Here is an 18614-nt window from a genome sequence, read left to right as displayed (position 1 = left end):
ATAAAAAAATTTAGGCATAAGGAAGTATAAGTTAAACCGCGGCATTTTAAAATATCGCATAAATAAAAGGCGCAAGCGCTGAGCCCTGTGTTAAAATTATTAACCCGCCCAAAAGTACTAGGAAAATGATAATTGGTAACAGCCACCACTTTTTGCGAACTTTTAAAAAAGCCCAGAGTTCAGATACTATAGAAAGTTTGCTCATTTTATTTCCCTTATTAAAATTGTCTTTCCGTAAACTCTTTTTTGTATTCAGTTATCTCTCTTTTATTCCAATAACTATGTGTGTTTCTGTTAATTTTTTCATTTAGTAAATCTTTGCCGATTATTTTCATAAAAAAGCCAATAGGTGTAAGAACAATATAAAACAAAATTGACAAAATTACTCTTGTCATAATAAATCCCATTATAACAGCAAGAATCATCCAAACCACTTGAAGTGGTTTTAATACAACAGAAAAGAAAATACCTGCTATTATAAACAGCACACCGCCAATTAGAAAATATGAAAAAGCAGATTTATCATTAAAATACAAGAATAACCCAATTAGAGTAAACACCAACCCAATTGTAATTCCGAATTTTCTTAATTCTTTTTTATCGCTTTTAATATTTTTTATTTCTTCCATTAACATATCTGAATCAACACTTAGTTGTTAATCAAGCTCAAATTCTTTTTTCCAATCAATATCTTTATCTAATAGTTCTTGTTCTTGTTTATTCAAAATATAATGCCCCATTATCAAATAATCCATATTAGTTCTCATAAAACATTTATATGCTTCTTCTGGAGTATTAACTATTGGTTCACCTCTCACGTTGAAGGAAGTATTAACAATTACTGCACAACCGCTTAGTTTCTCAAATTCTGAAATTAATTGATAGTAAAGAGGATTAATGTTTTTGTTTACTGTTTGTATTCTTGCTGAATAATCTACATGCGTTACTGCTGGAATATCGGAACGCACAACATTAAGTTTATCAATTCCCCACAGTTCTTTTTCTTTTTTTGACATTTCTTTCCGTCGTTCTTTTTTTACATTTGCAACAAGCAGCATATAGGGACTCGGGTAATCGATTTCAAAATACTCAGAAACTTTCTCTTCAAGAACAGATGGAGCAAACGGGCGAAAGCTTTCTCTAAATTTGATTTTTAAATTCATCACAGATTGCATTTTAGGCGAACGTGCATCCCCAATAATTGACCTTGCACCTAATGCTCTTGGTCCAAATTCCATTCTGCCTTGGAACCAGCCAATTACTTTTTCTTCAGCAATTAATTCTGCGGTTTTAGTTACCAGTTCTTTATCGTCACTAACTTTTAAGTATGGAATTTTGTTAGCGGTTAAAAACTTTTCGATGTAAGCATCATCGTAATGCGGGCCCAAAAAAGAACCTTTTTGAAAATCTGTTGAAGAATCTGCAATTCTCGAATTATTCAAATATTGATACCAAGTAAAAAGTGCAGCACCAACTGCTCCGCCAGCATCACCTGCAGCAGGTTGTATCCAAATATTATCAAATATATTTTCTTTCCAAATTTTTCCATTAGCTACGCAATTAAGTGCAACGCCTCCTGCAAGACACAAATTTTTCATTCCAGTTTCCCTTTTAACATGTCTTGCCATTCTCAACATTACTTCCTCTGTTACTTCTTGAACTGAACGTGCTATGTCCATTTCTTTCTGCGTTAATTTTGTCTCGGGCTTTCTTGGGGGTCCTCCAAACAACCTGTGAAATTTATCATTCGTCATTGTTAGTCCAGCACAATAATTAAAATACTTCATATTCATTTTAAATGAGCCGTCATCCTTCAAATCGATTAACTCATTCAAAATTTTATCAACATACTTAGGCTCACCGTAAGGAGCTAAACCCATAACTTTATATTCACCGGAGTTAACCTTAAAACCAGTATAATATGTAAAAGCCGAATAAAGCAAGCCGAGCGAATGAGGAAATTTAATATCTGCCAATATTTTGATTTGATTAGCTTCGCCAATGCCGTAACTTGCGGTAGTCCATTCACCTACTCCATCTACAGTTATAAATACAGCTTCTTGAAAAGGAGATGCAAAAAATGCTGATGCAGCATGAGATTCGTGATGTTCTGGAAACAGAACCATTTTTTTGTAGCCTAGTTCTTTTTTAATCAGTTCTTTAATCCACAATTTTTCTTTTATCCATAAGGGCATTGATTTGATAAATGATTTTATTCCTATTGGTGCGTACATTAAATATGTTTCAAGAATTCTTTCAAACTTCAGAAAAGGCTTGTCGTAAAAAGCAACATAATCTATATCTTCAACTTTTAGTTTTGCAAAATCCATACAAAATTTAATTGCATTTAAAGGGAAACGATGGTCGTGTTTTTTTCGGCTGAATCTTTCTTCTTGAGCTGCAGCAATAATTTCTCCATCTTTTATTAAAGCTGCAGCGCTATCGTGGTAAAATGCTGATATGCCGAGGATATTCATAAAATAATGTTAGATAAGATTAGAATATTTGTCATAAAAGTTAAACAATAATACATGAACAAAATAAATCTATAAATAGATATTGTAATTTCCAATTGATATTATTTATTGATTTCATTGTATGATACAAAATAAAAAACCCTTTTTTCAACAACCTTTCTGGAATAATTTTTATTATTTTTTCGGACAAAAAACATACGGATAAAAATTGAGTCTATCTAAAAAACAGATTAAATACATTCAATCAAAGAAAAACAGCATTCCTGCAGAAAAAATAGCTAAGGAATTAAACGTTGATATTAGTGAGGTTAAAAAAATTATAGGTAGTGAAGAGAAACTAAAACCTCCCAAGTACTTTTACTTAATTTTGTTTTCTTTGCCTTTTCTCTTTTTCATTGTTTTAGAAATAAGTTTGCGCATTTTTAATTATGGGTATAATCTTGATACTTGGGTTTCTGCTACAGATGATAAATATATGTTAAACCCCGATTTTGCATGGAGATATTTTAATAATGTAAAATCAGTTCCTACTTCAATAGAAGATTTTTTTGATAAAGAAAAGAAGGACAACGCATTTAGAGTTTTTGTGTTAGGTGGGAGCAGTGCTGCTGGTTATCCTTACATGCCTTTGGGATCATTTTCACGATACATTAGAAAGCGACTTGAGCTTTCCTATCCAAATAACACAATTGAAGTTGTAAATCTTTCTTTGACCGCTGTTAATAGTTATACAATACGCGATATAATCAAAGATGTTTTGGAACAAAAACCAGATTTGATTTTAATTTATGCTGGACACAACGAATATTATGGTGCATTAGGAGTCGGTTCACTCGAATATTTGGGGTCTTCTGTAATGATGGTAAATACTGCAATATGGTTAAATAAATTTAAGACCGTACAGTTGATAAAAAATTTTATAAGATGGGGCAGAGAAGTTTTATCGAGCAATGAAGAAAAACAAAAGAGCGGCACTCTAATGTCGCGTATGGCGAAAAATCAATTTATTGCTTACAAATCAGAGACTTTTAATGCGGGAATTAATCAATTCACCGAAAACTTTAAGGACATATTAAAATGGATTACAAACAAAAAAGTGCATGTAATAATTGGAACATTAGCGAGCAACCTAAAAGACCAGCCTCCCTTTGTTTCCCAAAAAAGTAATAAATTTCCAGCGGCAGACTCAATCTATAAACTTGCCGAACTTGAATACTCAAATAACAATTTTCACAAAGCTGATTCGCTATACCGCCTTGCAAAAGATTTAGATGAATTGAGATTTAGAGCGCCGGAAAAAATAAATTACAGCATTAAAGAACTTGCAAGAATATTTAATATTCCAGTTGCCGATATAGATTCTCTGTTTGAAAGTGAAAGTCCAAACGGCATTACAGGAAATAATTTGATGACAGACCATCTTCATCCTATTTTGCATGGTTATCAGTTGATGGGAAAACTTTTTTACGAAATAATGTCTAAAATGAATTATCTGCCTATAGGCGCTCACCCGCAAATTCCATTTAATAAACAAGATAGTATTACAATTGCGCAGTTTCCTTTTTCGGGTTTAGATTCTACCATTGCAGACTTTAGAATTAAAGTATTAAAAAACGATTGGCCTTTTGTAAAAAATCCTCAGAGTTTTCCTCGCAAAAACTATTGGCAACTAAACAGCTATAAAGACAGCATCGCTTATGATATTGTTATAGATAAAATGAATTGGATTAAAGGACACGAACTTTTAGCAAATTATTACTTAAGAAAAAATGACATGAATAATTATTTAGCAACAATGAATAGTCTAATTTATCAATATCCTGTAGTTGTTGAATACTACGATAATGTTGCACTTGAACTTATAAAAAGAAAGATGTATGATGACGCTTACAATATTTTATTAAGCCGTTATAAAATAAAGCCTGGTGAATTTTGCACCAAATGGCTTGGTAATATTAATTTATATAAAAATAGAATTCTACCAGCAATCAAATATTTAAAAGAAAGTTATGAATTTAATCCTAACGATACACAAACATTGTACAATCTTGCTGGTGCATATGCATTAAATAAAGACATAGCCAAAGCGCTTGAGATGGTTAACAGATGCTTGAGTTTAGATAAGAACTATCCTGGTGCACAAAATCTAAAAAACCAATTATTAGCAATTTCGAAGAATCAAAAGTAAGCAAAAAATAAAAAAGCGCCCCGTAGTCTTGATATAATTTTTAGGAGACTACGGGGCGTTAAAATTTCTTGACTAATTTACAGCTGAGAAACTATTTTAGAAGCACCATTTTCTTCATTGAATGATATCCATTCACATTAAGGACATAAAAATAAATTCCACTAGAAAGTCCAGAGGCGTCAAACGTAACAGAATAAACACCTTTTGCCTTCAATTCATTTACTAATGTTTTTAATTCATTCCCTAATATATCATAGACTTTTAATGAAACAAAACCATCTTCTAGAATTTGATAACTAATAGTAGTTGTTGGGTTGAAAGGATTTGGGAAATTATCATATAATTTGTATTCAACAGGTAATGATTCTTCTTTAATCTCATTGTTTTCTAAAGAATTATTAGATATTATCAAAGGCGATGGTGGAGTATATGCTATATAATCACTTTGTTTTACCCAAATAGCATATCCACGAGGTGGAGCGGAAACATAAACTCTGCCATCAGCATAAACATAAGTAGTTTGATTAGGATCAAATGCATTTACTAAAGTTGTATTACTCCAATTTGTAAACCCAGTTGGAGAGCTATCAACCCAAAGACCTTTTGTCTGGGTATCATGATTATTGATTACAATAATTGCACCACCGCGTACTCCATTACCCTGCCTTCTTGCAACATAAACATTATAAGCATCGCTTGATGGATAAGGATTTCCTACTTGACTTAGTACCGTTAATGTACCTCCCAAATAATTTTTACGGACAAATATTAATTTATTTATATCTTCTTTTAATGACGATGGTGCTTGAATTGAAAGTGAAGGATCATTTGCATCATATTGTCTAATAGAATAGTAATGTGGGTAAAAAACACATGGCCGTCCTTCGTGTGTTAAAATATAGGCATAGCCCATTTTAAAATCTTTAGTTACCCATTTATCAGATTCCTTGCCCGTATCGTGGTTATCTAGAAACGTTACAATAGAGGTGCCAGGCAAACCATTACCAGAATTATTTCTAACCATGCCTGCATTGTTGAGCCAGCGCATATCGAACGACGAACCATTGCCATTGCACATATCTTTCAACGTAAATTTTAAGGGGAAGTCAAAAGCATCTACATCTGCACCATAAGATGCTACGCCATTAACCCAATCACGTATACGATAATCTGCACCCCAATATTCACCCACAATAAATCTCTGCTGACCGTTTAATAAAGGAAGATTTTTTACCCAGTCTGCTACAAAATCAATTTGGAAACCGCGTACAAAATCTAATCTATAACCGTCAAAACCGATTGTGTTAGATAACCAAACTCCCCAGTTTTTTAATCGTGTTTTAACAGTAGTGCTATACGTATTTAAATCATTACCAAAAAATTTTGTATTGGGTATTATTTCATCTGTACCTGGCCAGCCTAACCAGTCATAATTATCTACAGGATGAAAGTCTGTATAAGTCCAACTATAGTTAGGCTCTCCGGTTCCTGTATGAGTAGGATAAGTAATATTAGTCATAGTTCTCGCCTCTAAACTGGTTAGAACAAGATTACTTCCATTATACCAAACATTAACTGGATAGTAGCCTTTAGTTTGGTCTTCCCATTGCCATTCCCATTGCCCTTGGGAATTGGTACCTTCTTTACGTGCAGTTAATTTAATTACTATATCGTGTGCACTGCTTACAGTAACCTTATACTCATCAATATCGCCTTGATAATCCGCATGACCCCTAACTATTCTTCCCGAGCCAGGGAAAATATTATATTGCCCGTTGCCGTTATTAGGTTCATATTCCCAAGTATCGGTGCCATTATACCCTACGCCTGTCCAATCAATAAAAACATCATACCCACGCTGAGTATAATTTGCATTCCAATCTAATAAATACCCTTTAATCTGAATATAATAGTCACCTGGAGAAGCATTTGGAATTACCCATGTAATTTCGTTAGTAGGATAAGCATTATATTGAGTACCATTGCGGTAGGCTTCGTCCCTAACGTACTGTTTGACAGCAGGATTACTTTGTAAATTTTCTTCGGCTCCGTAAACATGATTCAAAATAACATCAGCATAAATGTTCATGTATGGTTTTCCATTAGCAGTATTATGTGCTTCAGAAATCATATTTAATAACTCCTGTTTAGAACCAAACCTTGTTTCTATAGTACCCTTTTGATTATAAGCACCCAAATCATAATGGTCATAAAGTCCATATCCCATATCTTCAATTCCCCAATTACCTTTGGATGGCGGGGGTACCCAAAGGCCTGTAAAACCTGCGTTTTTAAGATAATTCATTTTAATTCTTAAAGTATCCCACCATGTACCATTCTTATTTACTTTATCAACTGGCACATTCCAATAAAAAGATTGCATCATAACGTCGTTTTGAGCTTTGTTGTATTGAGGAAGGGAAAGTAATAATATTAAAGCAAAGAACAAGAAAACCTTATTAATTATTTTCATTTTGGTGCCTCCATTATTTAAAAGTCCTTTTCAGAACTTTAATTAATTTACATATAACCCAATGTAGCAGGTTAAGCAAAAAGCCGCTTCCACTATTACCTTTAAAATTAGCTTTAATAAAGAACTTGGTGAGAAGAATAAGCAGGATATAGAAAAACACCCAGTAGGGCTGAGGTTACTCAACCCTACTGAATGTAATTATAAATACTACTTCAGTAAGAGCATCTTTTTAGTAGCCGTAAAGTTCCCTGCTTTAATGGTATAGAAGTAAACGCCACTAGCAAGATTTAGTGCCCCAAAATTAACTTTATGCACGCCAGCTTCCATTACTTGGTTATTAACAAGAGTGCTAACTTCCTGTCCCAGTATGTTGTATACTTTTAAAGTAACTTCTGTTTGTTTAGGAAGTGCAAAACTAATTGTAGTACTTGGATTAAATGGATTAGGATAATTTTGGTTTAGAGTATATGTAGCAGGAAGATCGCCCAAAGTTTCAACACTAGTTGGGTATCCATCAGGATAAGGTTCAACTTGACTTGACTTATCTGCTTTATTTGTCCAAACGTCTAAAGGAGCGGTGTAAGGTTGAACAAAGGAACGATAACCATTTTGACCGATAAATCTTACACGCCAAGCATTATTATCAAAACTAGTAGGCTCCTTAACTAAACCATCAGCGTTAGCAAATTCATAATTATACACAAATCCATTAAATGCAGGTCCATTAATGGTAATAGTTGCTGTATAGATATGATCACCATCTGGGTCACTAAATTTAACTGCTCTATCCATTCCCTCAGTCCAACCCATCACGGCTGCCCAAGCTGCTTGTCCTGGTACTAAATAAACAGTATCTGTTGCTGGATTAAAAGGAACCGCTTGTTTTTGAGGATCCATAGCGGGTGTCATATCAACACTTAATGTAATTGAAACAGATTGACCCTGTGGAACTACATAATCGGGGCGAATATCATCAAAGAAAGCTGTTGGAACAGTTTGGTCATTTAATCCTTCAAAGGGAATAGTTCTATTCCCACCGCCTGTAGATAGAGGTCTCTCGTAGCCTGCATCACCTTTAAACGGCGAATTCACTTGATCTTTCACTTGCATTCTGAATTTGTAAAACTGATTTGAACCTACTTCACCTTTAATGAATGGTACTTGAATAAACCATTTTGAAGGTTCAAAGATGTCCTGGTTCATAAGCGACTTTGTAGGATCGCTAGAGCTCCATCCATTAAAACTGCCGCGCAGCTGCACGGAATCTTCACTTGAGTTAAACAACCCTACCTCTTCCATTGGGCTCATATCTACATAAAAACTTATGTTGCCATCTCTTAAGGTTACATTAGGATTTACATCATTAAAAAATCTGTTGATAGTGTTATCTCCATCTTTAATCCAAAATGTTTTATTTGGGTCGTTTTCCCAAGTTGTACCGCCAGATTGATTTCCATATAAGAACTTATAGTGAATCAGTTGTGCAGAATTAATTTGGACAGTTTTTGAGTAAACTGAATCCCCATCAGTGTCTGTTAATTCATCAGCAGTAGTATTCCAACCATTGAAATCCCCTGCGACATACACTTTGCCAACTCCAGGTATTAAATCACCCTGTTTAATAGGTAATCGCATATCTGCATTGAATGTAACATTAGCAGGATTGCCTGAGGGCATAGGTTCATCATTAAACCAAACAACATCTAATGTTACATCTCCTGTAACAGTTGTTGTACGGTTATCAGCCATAGTTTCCCATCCTCCATTATCTGCACCTGCACCGTGGGAGAAAAACTTGTAGTACATCTTCCCGTTATCAAGTTTGCTGGCCTCAACCGCAATTGTACCAGTATAGATGCTATCATTGTCGGCGTCCGATAAATTGGATTCGCCCCAATCATTGAAATTTCCCCTAACAGAAACAACATCTCCTCCTGATATTTTGCCTTTCTTAAACTCTACTTTCATGTTGACTTGAAAAGTAACATTGTAAGTCTGAGCATAAGAAAGAGCAAAGGAAGAAAGAAGTATTACTGTAAGAGGTAAAAGGATTTTTTTCATGATGCCTCCTTTTTGTTAGTTAATAATATCTCCTAATTTGGAGTTTTACTTAGTTAGTAAAATTAAAATCCTATAATAACCCCAAAACTATGCATATTATCTAAGTATTTTAGTCGCTGATAAGAATAATCAATGCGAAGGCTAAAAACCTTCAATCCATCGTATTTAATTCCAGCACCTAAAGTAAGCCCCTCTTGACTATCTTTCAAAAATAGAGTTTTATACCCACCTCTTATAGAAATTAAATCATTTAGAAACGACAATTCACCACCTACATCAACCCACTGATCATTATCATTTGGGTGAATTGCATCCACAGAAATTGTAAATCTATTTTCTTCTGCAATCATAAAGTCCTTGGAAATTCCTATCTGTAATTTCAAGGGTAGTTCGAACTGTTCAGTTGCGTAATTAGCATCGATAGTTTGATTGTTACCGGCACGCGTTGGGTCAGGGTCATACCTTATAAGTAAATCTTGACCGGTAATTTGCATTTTAGAGCCATAGTTGGTAATGCTAGAGGCAAATTTTATCCCATAAAAAGGAGTGTTAAAAATTGTACCAACATCAAAACCATAACCTTCAGCAGTACTATTGTAAATATCTTCTCTTATATATTTAACAGAAAATCCAACACTAAAATTATCAGTGATATGACGGGCATACGAAAGACCAAACGCATAACTACCAGCTGAAAATTTTTCTCCTGTTCCCTCTGGGAAATATTCGGTTGTAACATTCATATCCCCAACATTTAATGCAGTAACACTTACACCAAAAACTCCAACATCTCCAGTCGGTAAAACTACCCCAATGTAATTCAGGTTAATATCTGCAAACATTTTTGTGTAAGTAAAAATGGATTGAAAGTCGTTGATATTAGAAATTCCTGCTGGATTCCAATACATAGCCGATGGATCATTAGCTATTGAAGAATATGCAGACCCCATTGCATTTGCTCTTGGACCAACTCCAATACTTAAAAACTTGGCCGCAGTTGTACCTGTTTTTGTAACGTGTTGAGCTAAAGACGGAAAAGCAAAAACAACTGTAAATAATAATCCGCTTAATATCTTTTTATTTATCACTTTTTATACTCCTCAAAGTTTCTATTCTTCCTTTTTTTATTTTTATCTTTTCATTTAATTATAGCAAACTTGCCAATTTTCTGACCTATACCCGGGGCGTCAATTTGATATACATAAATTCCATAAGAGATTGATAGTCTATCCTTTGAAAGCATGTCCCACTTTTCTGTTCCATCATTTAGTGGCGAGTCGTGTTCAATAGTATCTACAAGTTCACCATTTACTGTAAATATTCGAATAGTGCATTTTGGAGGTAAATGTGTAAAATGTAGGTCCCTAGGACCTCTGCCGCTCGAATACGGATTTTTTAATTCCCAAGCTGCTGTGGCAACATATGGATTTGGTACAACCTTAATATTATCTAGTTGTGCCTTAGCCAATTCTGCATCTGTTTTTTGTGCTTTCGCTACAAATCTATATTTATCAGCCGACAAAAATGGTTTCTTTAGTTGAATATTAATTTGATCACCTGATTGTGGAAATCTTTTGCCAGGCTGGGATTGTGGACTTCCTAGTAAATAAAACGTCCATGTAAATTGTAATTGGCCTTTAGAATCTGGTTCAAGAAAAACAATTCTATCTCTTTTTGCACCTTGAGTAGAAAGCATTCCTGCTCCTGTAGAATTATCAACCTCAATAAACATAAAATCAATATATTTGCCAGTACTCTTATTATAAACCTTAAAATTGACAGGAACAGAAGGTAAAGTAATATTACCTAGTTTTCCTTCTTTTGACTGTCCAAAACCAACATCACCAAATTCTATTCTATAGTCACTAGGCTGTTGCACACCGTTAATTCCACCCGGGTAAACAAATCTCTCAAAGGCATAAGAAACTATATTTGTATCACTCCATGCCGTTTTTGTTTGATCAAGCTCAACTCTCTTTTCATTAAAAAACTTTAATCTAAATCCGTCAATTAAAGGTTGTTCAAAATCTGAGCTTAGATTAGGACTTCGATTAATTAATATTCTATTTGCAGTAGAGTCAACCAGTGTAAAATTCTTGGTTGTAAGCGTATCTGGTGCTCCTGGTTTTTGTGCAACTTTTATGGTATCTTCAAAAGATATAAGGTAAACGTGGCCATCAAGAATTTTGTTAACGTCAACAATATCGTAGCCAATTTGACCTGTGGACGAGCCGGCATAATGTTCGAAAGTTCCTAACGAAGGAGGCACATATCCTGCTGTTGGTGCTTCTGGTGTAACCCTGGCAACGTTAGGACCTAATTTTACAGAGCCATCCTGTTGTAATGAAACTCGAATTGGGCATTCAGCTGGAATTATACCTCCTGCAGGATATCCAAAATCATAAGAAGTTATTGCATAGTAATAAGTAAACCCATTTTGAACTGTTGAGTCAATAAAAGAATGTTTAAGACCCGAATCATTACCCAAATAAAAATGAATACCATCAATACCAATTGAATCAAAGCCAACAATGCCATCAATTTTATCAAATTGAGCTATAGGCTGCTTGAATTGTAAAATACCATACCCATTTGTAATAACTTCAGCATCAGCGAAGGCAGGATCGGAAGAACGATATATCCTATACCCTTCAAAATCATGACCATTACCACCAATAGCATCAATATAACTATCAAATGAACTTTCTGCAATATCGTCCCAATATAATGTAACTCTATTGTTACCAGGCACAGCGGTAAGGGTTGGGGTTAAAGGAGCGTTAGCAAATTGATAGTCGTTATTATATGTTTCTTGAGCTCTGATCTTTTTTCTAAGTATTTCCTTTTTCCTAAATTCACCACCAGGATCAAGAGTTGGTCCGTTTGCAAGAATAATTGCTATAGATATTGGTTCTGTTTGTCCGGCTTTAAGTGGAAAAAGGTTAGAAGAAACAAATAAATCATATTCTCCAAATGTTACTTCTTGAGGATCATAAAACTTACCTGGAATCATAAAGTCGAACCACATTTGAGCGTCGCTATTAATATTCAGCCCGCCTGCTGGTACATAATCTGCATTTGTAATACCAATTTGGTCTGTCTCAGAAACATCAGTTACATCAATTCCTCTTTCGCCTGGCAGGCCAAACCTTGCACCAGAAGTAGGCTTTCCATCGTTTTCACCAAAATCTCCCGTTCCAGCAACACCGTCTAGCCCTGTGTCATCTGTTAAAGGATTCCAATCGTAATCATCATCAATTCCATTATCCCTGCTTTCATCAATCATCACATCGATCCCCTCGTCAATATTTTCATCAATTGCACCATCGTTGTTATTGTCTATTCCATCAGCATATTTCATACCTAAAGTTGATTGAACAACATTATACAGAATTATTTTGTCATTAACACGATATCGATGGTATGGGTCTGAAGCGGCTGCATCAATCATTTCTTGTGTAATTACCGGGCTACCTTCTTCACCATTGCCATCATTATCTATTCCATCTTTATAAGGCATTCCTAATTTATCTTGAGTAACTTCTATCAAATGAACTTGGCCTTTTTGGAATGCATCCATAGGCGGCCATAATTTCCATTTATTGTTTGGATCACTGTTTGCATCATCTATCATTTGTTGAGTTACGACCGGACTATTTTCTTCTCTATGAAATCTAGGATGCTTTGCAAGCCAAGTTGGATTAATCGGCTGACCAATTCTATCGGCATAAGTTACACCTTCCTGCTGACCAAAGGGAACGTGAGTTAAGTTCTCGTCAATAAGTCCATTGCCATTATCATCTATTTGATTAGTTGGGTCCTCACCTTCGAGCATTTCCATTGTTACTTTAGGACCAAGTTCAGGGCTATCACCATCATTATCAATTCTATCTGTTGCATTGCCTGGTGTTTCCAGGAATACAGCCGCCACAGCACCAACAGGGTCGTTGCCAAAAAGAGGTGCCTTGTTATCATAATCACGGGTCCAAGCAATATCATTCAGAAGGTCGAAATCTGACCTATCATCTTGCGAATCCCCATCACCGCCTACAAAGTCAGCATACCAGAGCGTAAAACCTACTTTAGCTATATCCTTTGTCCCATCGTTTTTAACATAATGCAATAAATACAATGCATCTTGAACTAATACTTGAGACCATGCCAAAGCTCTTACACTAAGAATAATACCCAATCCTTTACGAGTTAAATCGGTTGTATCGGGAAAATAAGCAGAATATCTATCATAGTTATCATCCGAAGCGTGGTAATACATTTCTTGGTCAGCATTAAATTTATTTTTCCCAAAGTAGCCGTTCCAAGAACCAGGCCATCCGGGATCTACTTTATCCTGTGTTCTATCTGGCCAGAACGACGGCCAAGTTTCAGGGTCCACACTGGTTGCAACCTCATTTTTTGTTTTGTTTAAATAGCCAGGCACTGGTTCAAAATTCCATGATTTCCCTTGAGGTGATTGACGATAATTCATTACATCAATTATATGTTGAATCTGACCATTATTGTCAACTACTTCTCCGCCCACAAAAATGCCAGTCATAGCCAAATAAACGTGTCCAGTATTTTTAGGCCATTCATAAGGTGTTTGGACATTAATAGGGAATTGACCCCCCTCTCTACCGGTTTGTCCAAAATTAAATATAGTCGTTCTTATTTGATTACCTTCCATCTGACCTTTTGCTCTCCACTTAACATCACCTCTTTCTTTACTTGGTTTATACTGAGCATATGAAATAGGGTTAAGAATTAATAATGTAACAATTAATGTCAAACTCTGTTTTAAGATTCTATCCATTTATTTTTTACTCCTCTTTATAAAATTTTCTAGACTATTAGAATGAAAATTCGAAGCCAATTTGAACTAATCTTGGAGCCGCATAATTAGTTGGGTTTTTCAAGAATTCTTCAACAGTATTTGGTCTCTTAGGATCAAAACCAATATTTTGAGCTTGAGTTGTATAATCAGCGCTACCAGTATCTGTAAACACATTTAATACCACCTTATTATCGAGCAAATTAAAAACCTGAACGAATGTAGTAATATCTAAGTTGGCAATTTTAAAAGTCTTATGTAATCTTAAATCCATAGAAAACTGATTTGGCTTTCTTCTACTATTAGTCTGAAGCCCAGAAGTAATTCCTCTATCAGCAGTATACTGGGTAATAGATGGAGTATATGGTAAGCCTGTACCGTAACGTGATATAAGACTTACACCCCAGTCAACATCTCCAACAAATAACGAGAAATTAAGCAGATGTCTTTGATCCCAATCTAACGGTATTAAGAAAAGATTAGGTTCATTATTAGACAGCTGAGCATTGAACTCATCTTCTGGGCGAGAATTACTTCCCTCGGCGACTTGGTATGTATAATTTAAATCTATTGAATAGTGGTTACTAAATCTCTTATTTAAGTTAAGTGTAATTCCTTTCACATTAGAATAATCTTTATTAATAAAGATAGAATAAGTTACAAGATTTCTTGTGGTAATTAATGGGCCAGCAGTAATCCAATCTCGTATATCTCTGTAAAAACCAGTTATGTCCACATTAAAATCGTCAAAAAATTCCTGTCTAAAACCAATTTCATACATGATTGTTTTTTGAGGTTTTAAATCAGGATTGCCATAAGGGCCGTAACCACTACCAGTTTCAGGGACATAATAAGGTCCATTTTGAAATAGATATTGAAAAGTTGGTATCTGTAAAAAATGCCCATACGAAAAATGCAGCACACCTTTATCGCTAATAGGATATGCTATACCAAAACGAGGTCCAATTTGCCATTTAGGTGTTGCTTTTTTATAAAAATAAGGTTCCCGTTCTGCTAGAGAAAGGTTTTCTAACTCGGGTCTTAAAGGTAAGTTTATGTTCGGGTCTGTTGGATCTACTAAAACATTAGCCCTAGAATCAAAATAATCTAATCTTAACCCGATATTTATGATAACACTTTGATATTCAATTTTATCTTGTATATAAGCAGATAGTTCAATTGGCTTATTATCATATTTTGTTCTATTCGGCGTATTTATATCTGGAATAGCTGGTTGAAAAGGTACAACTGGAATGCCGTTGATTCTTAACGGCTCTAGGTAATAATCATCGAATTTAAGATTATGGATTCTACCTTCTACACCGAATTTAATCAAGTGATTTTCTGTGACTTGACTAGTAAAGTCAATTTTACCAATATAAGAGTTGGTTTCCCTAAAAAATCTATGCAAATTTGTACCAGTTTTTCTAAAAGCATATCCTACAGTGTTTAAAGAGTCTGGGCTTAAATACCTTGGGTCAAACGGGTCAGGGTACAAATATTCATTAAAATCTTTAAAAAATTTAGAAAGTTTTAAGGTATAGAAAGCTGTATTAGAAAAAGTATGAGTCATTGTAAAAGTAAGATTATAACTTTTAGAATACTTGAATACGTTGCCGTCTGGTTCCCACTTAAAAAGATGGTCATAATCCTGGTAGTTTTCTTTGGAATAAAGTGCCTCGAGATTAAACTTAAAATTTGTTGAAGCAAAATAGGTTATATTTGATTGGCCTATCCATCTCTTGCTCCAATTCATTGGAACAAGTGCACCATCTCCAAGTTGACCTGTAGTGGTAAACTTCCTAATGCCATATAAATAACCATCATCGTAAACGTACCTACCCGTAGCAAAGAATGTAAGCTTATCCTTTGTAAAAGGTATAGGTCCACTTAAACTACCTTGAAAGTTATAGTTTGTAAATGGGTTGTATCTATCAATTCCAACAAAGTAATCTGTAAAATTACTAACATAGTCGCTGCTATAGACCTTTACATCGCCATTAAAACTTTTCCCACCTTCTTTTGTTACAGTATTAACGATACCAGATAACGCCTGGCCATATTCTGCATTAAATGTTCCACTAATCACCTGCAACTCTTGAACACTGCTATTATCAATTTCAATCCCCCTGCTATTATCGTACGGATCAGTAATTGAAATCCCATTAACCCAGTAAGCTATTTCTGTTGTTCTACCACCCCTAATGTGGAACTGCCCATTTGCATCCTTTGTTACCCCTGCTTGCAATTGTAAGATATCGTTGAGCTCAACTACTGGTAAATTCTGAATTTGTTCAGAAGTAACACGAGCCTGCGATGAGGTTATATCTTTTTGAATTCTTTCAACATTGCCTTGAACAATTACTGCGCCCAATTCTATGGTTGATTCTTCGAGTTGTGCATCTTGAGTGGTAGTTAAATCAATCGATATTTGTACGTTTTCAACTACTAAAGGTTGATAGCCTACATACTGGAATTTTACATTGTACCTACCCGGAGGAATATTAAGTATTACATACCTACCATCTAAGTCAGAAGCAGCTCCTAACGTAGTCCCTTCAATAGTAATATTAACAAATGGTAATGGTTCACCGGTCTTTTTATCGGTTACTCTTCCAGTTAATTTCCCTGTTGTCCCAGCAAAAATCAAAAATGGAAAAAGCAAAACCAGTGAAACAATGGTAAAAATTTTCTTCATGGTGCCTCCCGTTACATAAAATTATATACCAATCATTTCCTTATGCAAACCAGCTTGCTTTTTGCAAGCAGGCTCAAATGTTTTATTTAATTAAAAACTCAGCTTTATCTCGCTTAGATTTTTATCGTATTCTTCAGTAACAACCCTTTCTTTTATTTTATTTACATAGTCCTCTACTAGTTGTTTAGACTTTTCTTTCTTAGCTAATCTTACTACTTCCTTTCTTACTTCTTCAAACGGTTTTACAGTACCCTCCTTTTTTCCTAGTATCTTAAATATGCCATAATAACCTTCGATATTGACAGGCCCCAATACAGAACCCACATCGTATTTCCATAAGGTATCTTTTAATATACCAAACTTAGAAATTTCAGCAAAGCCCATAACACCATTGTTTTCAGCAGACCATTTTCTTATCGAATATTGCTTTGCCAAAGGTCCAAAATCAGCACCATCCCTAATAAGAGTTGATATCGAATCAGCAAGCTTTTTATCCTTTAGTATTATTTCTTGAATGTTCAGCTGTGGTTCAGTGCGAAAATATTGTAGATTATCAGTATAAAATTTATGAATAACACTATCAGGTAAAACCGATTTTTCTGCTATTTCTTCTCGTTTGTATTTAAGAAAAATATTTTTATTGTACTTTCTAATCATTTCCTCCACTTCGGGGTTTTTATCGTAACCTTCTTTAACTGCTCTTTGATACAAAAGATCTTGAATTACTAATCCCTTAATAACGGTCTTTAATGCATTAATTGAATCTATTTTTTTTCGATGAAAAAACGGAATTTGATTTATTCTTTCTTGAATTTCTGTTATCGAGTATTTTTTATTACCGTACTGAACACATGTCAAATTAGGATTTGAGTTGCTAAACTTTTCAATTAGATTTTGTGGTGATTGACTTAAGCTTTCAAATAGCGCATTAAGAACTTTTTCGTTTATTCTCAATTTCTTTTGGTCAAAAATCTTATTAATAAATTCACGTTCAGCAGGACCTTTCTTTCTTATTTTGAGAACCCGAATAAAATGGTCTTTCTTGTTAAGAAATTCTGTTTCTGTAAGAAGTGGGTGAGGTTTAGCATCAATTAATTTTATAATGCTATAACCGTAAGCTGTTTTTACTGGCTTTGATATTTCTCCAATTTTAAGATTATAGGCTGCTTCTTCAAAGTTAGGATCCATATCTCCCCATGTAAAGTACCCCAAGTAACCGCCGTTTTTTCTCAAAGTAGAATCAGTAAAAACCTGCGCTGCCAATGAATCAAAATCAACACCAGCTTGCAGAAGCTGGTAAAGAGATTCAGCTTCAGATTCTGTTTTAGCGTAAAGATGCTTTACAGCTATATATTCATTTGCTCTATAAAATGCCTGCCGAACTTCTTGGTCCGTCACCGTTATTTTTGCATAAACGTCCCTATCTTCCAAAAAAGCAAGTATAGTTTGTCTCTTTGCCCAATTAAGTTCTTTTTGGTATTCGGGATTTGCAAAAATATTTCTGTTATCATCGTAATAGTAAAGTAATATTTCATTCGTCATGTTATTTAGAATAGACTTTCGAACCAAAATATTGTCTTTAACTCCTGAAAGTAAAAGGTAATCCTCAAGCCTATTTTTTACTTCGCTAGCTTTTATTTTTTGATTCCCTACAACAGCTACTACTGATGTATCAGAAGGAACCTGAGGTAAGCAATTGGTGTAAAGAAAAATCATAGCAAGAAATACTATACTCTTAAAATACATTTCATAAATCGAAAAAAGTGAAATGTATTTTTTAAGAAACATGGACAGCTTTAACAAAAACTTTTTTTGTGATATGTAACTTAGTTCTTTCATCTGATTAAAAATGCAAAATCGATTTTCTAAAATCAATTTTAGACTTGTGA

Annotated in this window: 10 protein-coding genes; 1 reads left to right on the top strand and 9 read right to left on the bottom strand. The window is 34.5% G+C overall.

The window, feature by feature from the left end:
* Nucleotides 1-46: 46 nt before the first annotated feature.
* The 3 genes from ABRY23_11630 to ABRY23_11620 are packed head-to-tail and all read right to left on the bottom strand — an operon-like array spanning nucleotide 47 to nucleotide 2477.
* Nucleotides 47-205 carry a DUF5989 family protein gene (locus ABRY23_11630; GenBank protein MFA3783702.1) on the bottom strand — a complete coding sequence of 53 codons (159 nt, stop codon included), beginning with the start codon at nucleotides 203-205 and terminating at the stop codon, nucleotides 47-49.
* A 13-nt stretch (nucleotides 206-218) separates the two neighbouring features.
* Nucleotides 219-629 (bottom strand): SxtJ family membrane protein, encoded by a 411-nt coding sequence (locus ABRY23_11625; protein ID MFA3783701.1) that lies wholly within the window; start codon nucleotides 627-629, stop codon nucleotides 219-221.
* 27 nt (nucleotides 630-656) lie between these two features.
* Complete coding sequence (locus ABRY23_11620; protein MFA3783700.1) at nucleotides 657-2477, bottom strand: carbamoyltransferase; 1821 nt, start codon at nucleotides 2475-2477, stop codon at nucleotides 657-659.
* Between the two features lie 208 nt (nucleotides 2478-2685).
* On the opposite strand from ABRY23_11620, the gene ABRY23_11615 reads away from it, so the two are divergent.
* Nucleotides 2686-4665, top strand: a complete 1980-nt coding sequence (locus tag ABRY23_11615; protein MFA3783699.1) for a hypothetical protein — start codon at nucleotides 2686-2688, stop codon at nucleotides 4663-4665.
* A 91-nt stretch (nucleotides 4666-4756) separates the two neighbouring features.
* Here the strand turns inward: ABRY23_11615 and ABRY23_11610 are convergent, their stop codons facing one another.
* The 6 genes from ABRY23_11610 to ABRY23_11585 form a co-directional block, all read right to left on the bottom strand.
* Entirely contained in the window at nucleotides 4757-7138 is a 2382-nt protein-coding gene (locus tag ABRY23_11610) for a T9SS type A sorting domain-containing protein (GenBank protein ID MFA3783698.1), read from the bottom strand.
* A 207-nt stretch (nucleotides 7139-7345) separates the two neighbouring features.
* Entirely contained in the window at nucleotides 7346-9199 is a 1854-nt protein-coding gene (locus ABRY23_11605; GenBank protein ID MFA3783697.1) for a T9SS type A sorting domain-containing protein, read from the bottom strand.
* A 62-nt stretch (nucleotides 9200-9261) separates the two neighbouring features.
* Nucleotides 9262-10287, bottom strand: a complete 1026-nt coding sequence (locus ABRY23_11600; protein MFA3783696.1) for a PorV/PorQ family protein — start codon at nucleotides 10285-10287, stop codon at nucleotides 9262-9264.
* A 50-nt stretch (nucleotides 10288-10337) separates the two neighbouring features.
* Nucleotides 10338-14009 (bottom strand): hypothetical protein, encoded by a 3672-nt coding sequence (locus ABRY23_11595; GenBank protein MFA3783695.1) that lies wholly within the window; start codon nucleotides 14007-14009, stop codon nucleotides 10338-10340.
* A gap of 37 nt (nucleotides 14010-14046) precedes the next feature.
* Complete coding sequence (locus tag ABRY23_11590; protein MFA3783694.1) at nucleotides 14047-16725, bottom strand: TonB-dependent receptor domain-containing protein; 2679 nt, start codon at nucleotides 16723-16725, stop codon at nucleotides 14047-14049.
* A gap of 90 nt (nucleotides 16726-16815) precedes the next feature.
* A complete protein-coding gene (locus ABRY23_11585) occupies nucleotides 16816-18513 on the bottom strand; it encodes a peptidylprolyl isomerase (protein MFA3783693.1) in 1698 nt (565 codons plus the stop codon).
* Nucleotides 18514-18614: the final 101 nt, after the last annotated feature.

The sequence above is a fragment of the Melioribacteraceae bacterium 4301-Me genome (assembly GCA_041538185.1).
GTDB lineage: Bacteria > Bacteroidota > Ignavibacteria > Ignavibacteriales > Melioribacteraceae > Pyranulibacter > Pyranulibacter aquaticus.
Note: the sequence above shows the minus strand (reverse complement) of the source record. Positions and strands in the feature narration are given on the sequence as shown.

Coding starts and splice junctions, on each gene's coding strand:
- ABRY23_11630 (MFA3783702.1), bottom strand. CDS start 205: ATGAGCAAACTTTCTATAGTATCTGAACTCTGGGCTTTTTTAAAAGTT.
- ABRY23_11625 (MFA3783701.1), bottom strand. CDS start 629: ATGGAAGAAATAAAAAATATTAAAAGCGATAAAAAAGAATTAAGAAAA.
- ABRY23_11620 (MFA3783700.1), bottom strand. CDS start 2,477: ATGAATATCCTCGGCATATCAGCATTTTACCACGATAGCGCTGCAGCT.
- ABRY23_11610 (MFA3783698.1), bottom strand. CDS start 7,138: ATGAAAATAATTAATAAGGTTTTCTTGTTCTTTGCTTTAATATTATTA.
- ABRY23_11605 (MFA3783697.1), bottom strand. CDS start 9,199: ATGAAAAAAATCCTTTTACCTCTTACAGTAATACTTCTTTCTTCCTTT.
- ABRY23_11595 (MFA3783695.1), bottom strand. CDS start 14,009: ATGGATAGAATCTTAAAACAGAGTTTGACATTAATTGTTACATTATTA.
- ABRY23_11590 (MFA3783694.1), bottom strand. CDS start 16,725: ATGAAGAAAATTTTTACCATTGTTTCACTGGTTTTGCTTTTTCCATTT.
- ABRY23_11585 (MFA3783693.1), bottom strand. CDS start 18,513: ATGTTTCTTAAAAAATACATTTCACTTTTTTCGATTTATGAAATGTAT.